We start from the raw sequence: 2,854 nt of genomic DNA, 5'->3' as shown, positions 1-2,854 counted from the left end.
CTATTTCAAAGCTTGCATTACTATTCTTTTTGTGGTGTAATCATCCATCCTCATTTTGATTTTGCTATATCAAACATAACTCATATTGAAGAAAGGAGGTCAGATTAGTGTTTGATACTCTTGTTGAATCGGGGACACAAGGTCTTGGTGGCAAAAGATGGTTAACGGCACCAATTTCGCTAATAATTCACGGAGTTTTTATTGGCTTTGTTGTTTTATTCCCGATTCTATTTCCAAATGTAGTTGAAAAGGAGGCGCCGGTAGTCATAGTTGCACCTCCTGCACCACCGCCACCTCCTCCCCCACCAGCTGCAGCACCTCAACAGGTTGCGCAAGTGAAACAGGCGGCGCCTGAAATTGATACAGGCCCAACGGTGGTTGATGAGTCATTAGAGGTGCCAGAGGAAGTTGCAAACGCAGGGGCAGGCGCAGGTGCTGGAGTTATAGGCGGAGTCATTGGAGGTGGAGCATTTGGAGGCGGGGGAACAAACTTCTTGAATGAAGTTCTCCCGGAAGCGGCTCCTGAACCTGAAATACCACCTCCAAGGGTAGTTACAGCAGATATGGAAAAACCGGTTTTAATCGATAGAGTAGCGCCAGTTTATCCATCTCTTGCACTTAAAGCAGGTATAGAAGGAACGGTTATATTGAAGTTGATAATCGGAATTACGGGGAAAGTAGAAAGCGCTCAGGTGCTTACAGTTGTGCCTCCAAAAGCAAGAGGCATTGGGCTTGAAGATGCCGCCATACAGGCAGTCCTTAAATGGAGATTCAAGCCGGCGAAAGCAGGAGGCAAACCTGTCCGCGTTTATTACAATGCGCCTGTAAGATTTAAGCTCAATTAATAGATTGATTTAGAAATAGAATAGATTTTGGAAATCAGAAAAAAATTAAATGATTAAAAGGAGGTTTTAAAATGCAGTTTTCGCTTGCTGAGATTTGGGAAAGTATGGGAATTATTGCAAAGACAGTTGTTTTTATCTTAGCGGCATCTTCAATTTATTCTTTGACAATAATGGTTGAAAGATGGTGGATATTCAATCAGGCAAAGAAACAGACTAAAAAGTTTATTGCTGATACCGCTGAATACTTCAAGAAAGGAAACTTGAAAAGCATTTTGCCCATAGCTGAAGAAGCCACTAAAAGCCATGTTGCAAGAGTTCTTGCCTCTGGATTGAGAGAATTGAATCTGAATGATGCAGGCACATCGGATATTCAGAAAGCAATAACATCAGAAGATAAAATCGAAGCCGCCTCAAGAGCGATTCAAAGAGAAACAGCAGTTGAAGTTGCTCGCCTTAAAAAAGGGACGGGTGGCCTTGCTACAATTGGTAGTATATCTCCTTTTGTAGGATTATTTGGAACCATATTTGGAATTATCAATGCCTTCCAATCAATGGCTCAGAGCGGTTCAGGTGGCCTTGCAACAGTATCGGCAGGTATTGCTGAAGCTCTAATTACTACAGCATTCGGAATTGGTGTTGCTATCCCTGCTGTCGTTGCCTTTAACTATTTTGTTACAAAGACTGAAAACTATGTTGTAGAAATAGACAATTCATCATCTGAGCTCATTGATTATCTATTAAAGGAGGCAAGCAAGTAAAATGGGAATGGAAGTAGGCGGGACAAAAAATGTAAAATCAGATATTAATGTTGTCCCTCTTATAGATGTTGTTCTTGTTCTGCTTGTTATCTTTATGGTTGTAACACCAATGCTTCAAAAGGGTGTTGATGTTATTTTACCTAAAGCTAAATATGCAGAAAAGAAGGAAGGGGTAAAAATAACACTGACTATTAAGAGGGATGGCCAGATGTTTCTTGACATGGACAGAGTTCCTAAAACGCGCCTTGAAGATAAACTGACATCGGTCTTTGAGAATAGAGAAGATAAAACGATGTACATAAAAGCCGACCAAACATTGACTTTTGACAAAATAATGGAAGTAATGGATATTTGCACAAAAGCAGGTGTCAAAGAAATCGGCTTAATGACTGAGAAGACAGCTGAAGAATAATTTATTTACTTTGGAAGTTTCTCTGGAGGAAATTAAATATGGGAATGGAAGTAGGCGGCAGAGGGATAAGAAACGAGATAAATGTTGTGCCTCTTATAGACATCGTCCTTGTCCTTCTGGTTATATTTATGGTTATCATACCTTTGTCTCAGAAAGGTTTGGATATAAAACTGCCTGAAAAAACACCACCTAAAAAACAGGAAGAGAAAAAAAAGGAGGAATCAAAAAATCTTGTTGTGAGTGTTAGAGCAGATTCGTCAATTGATATCAATTCTGAACCTGTAGCAAAGGCAGACCTTGAGGATAAGGTGAGAGAAGAACTTGCGGGAAGAGACAACAAAATGATTTTTATCAAAGCCGCAGGGTCTTTAGTATATGGAAGTATAGTTGATATAATAGACATATGTAAAGGCGCAGGTGCTGAGACGATAGCCATAATTACAGAAGGTAGAAAGAAGAAATAATTTTTTTCAAGTCCTTTTTGCTGTCGATTCTGCAATTGACCTTGGATTGGCTAAATAATTTCCTTCCTATTAGGAGGAGGGGATTATTTTTTGCCTGAATAATTTTTTTTGCACCTTTTTTATCGATATCCAATCTGACCGAATGGTATGTTTAAAATATTAGAGGGTTGATTATTCCTGTCTCAGATGAAAAATGAAGATGGAATTTCGGATGCTTCGCTCAACTCGAAGAATGCAGCACTCTTTATTAGTTATTTCTTAACAATCTATACCTTCCTATTCATTCTCTTTGAATACCAAGTGCTCCAATAAAATCGATTTCTGACAAATTGAGACTCGTAGCGACTACCCTCTTGATTATGCTTTCTTCAGTTG

General features: G+C 39.3%; 4 protein-coding genes. All 4 read left to right on the top strand.

Annotated features, from left to right (window positions below; genetic code table 11):
- Window positions 1-107: 107 nt before the first annotated feature.
- The 4 genes from D6734_09805 (at window position 108) to D6734_09790 (ending at window position 2,479) form a co-directional block, all read left to right on the top strand.
- Window positions 108-845 carry an energy transducer TonB gene (locus D6734_09805; protein RMF93568.1) on the top strand — a complete coding sequence of 246 codons (738 nt, stop codon included), beginning with the start codon at window positions 108-110 and terminating at the stop codon, window positions 843-845.
- 104 nt (window positions 846-949) lie between these two features.
- Window positions 950-1,603 (top strand): flagellar motor protein MotA, encoded by a 654-nt coding sequence (locus D6734_09800; protein RMF93569.1) that lies wholly within the window; start codon window positions 950-952, stop codon window positions 1,601-1,603.
- A gap of 1 nt (window position 1,604) precedes the next feature.
- Window positions 1,605-2,015 (top strand): biopolymer transporter ExbD, encoded by a 411-nt coding sequence (locus D6734_09795; GenBank protein RMF93567.1) that lies wholly within the window; start codon window positions 1,605-1,607, stop codon window positions 2,013-2,015.
- Window positions 2,016-2,053: 38 nt separating this feature from the next.
- Window positions 2,054-2,479 carry a biopolymer transporter ExbD gene (locus tag D6734_09790; protein RMF93566.1) on the top strand — a complete coding sequence of 142 codons (426 nt, stop codon included), beginning with the start codon at window positions 2,054-2,056 and terminating at the stop codon, window positions 2,477-2,479.
- Window positions 2,480-2,854: the final 375 nt, after the last annotated feature.

The organism is Candidatus Schekmanbacteria bacterium (assembly GCA_003695725.1).
Taxonomy (GTDB): Bacteria; Schekmanbacteria; GWA2-38-11; order GWA2-38-11; family J061; genus J061.
This window is presented reverse-complemented; position numbering and strand designations above follow the sequence as displayed.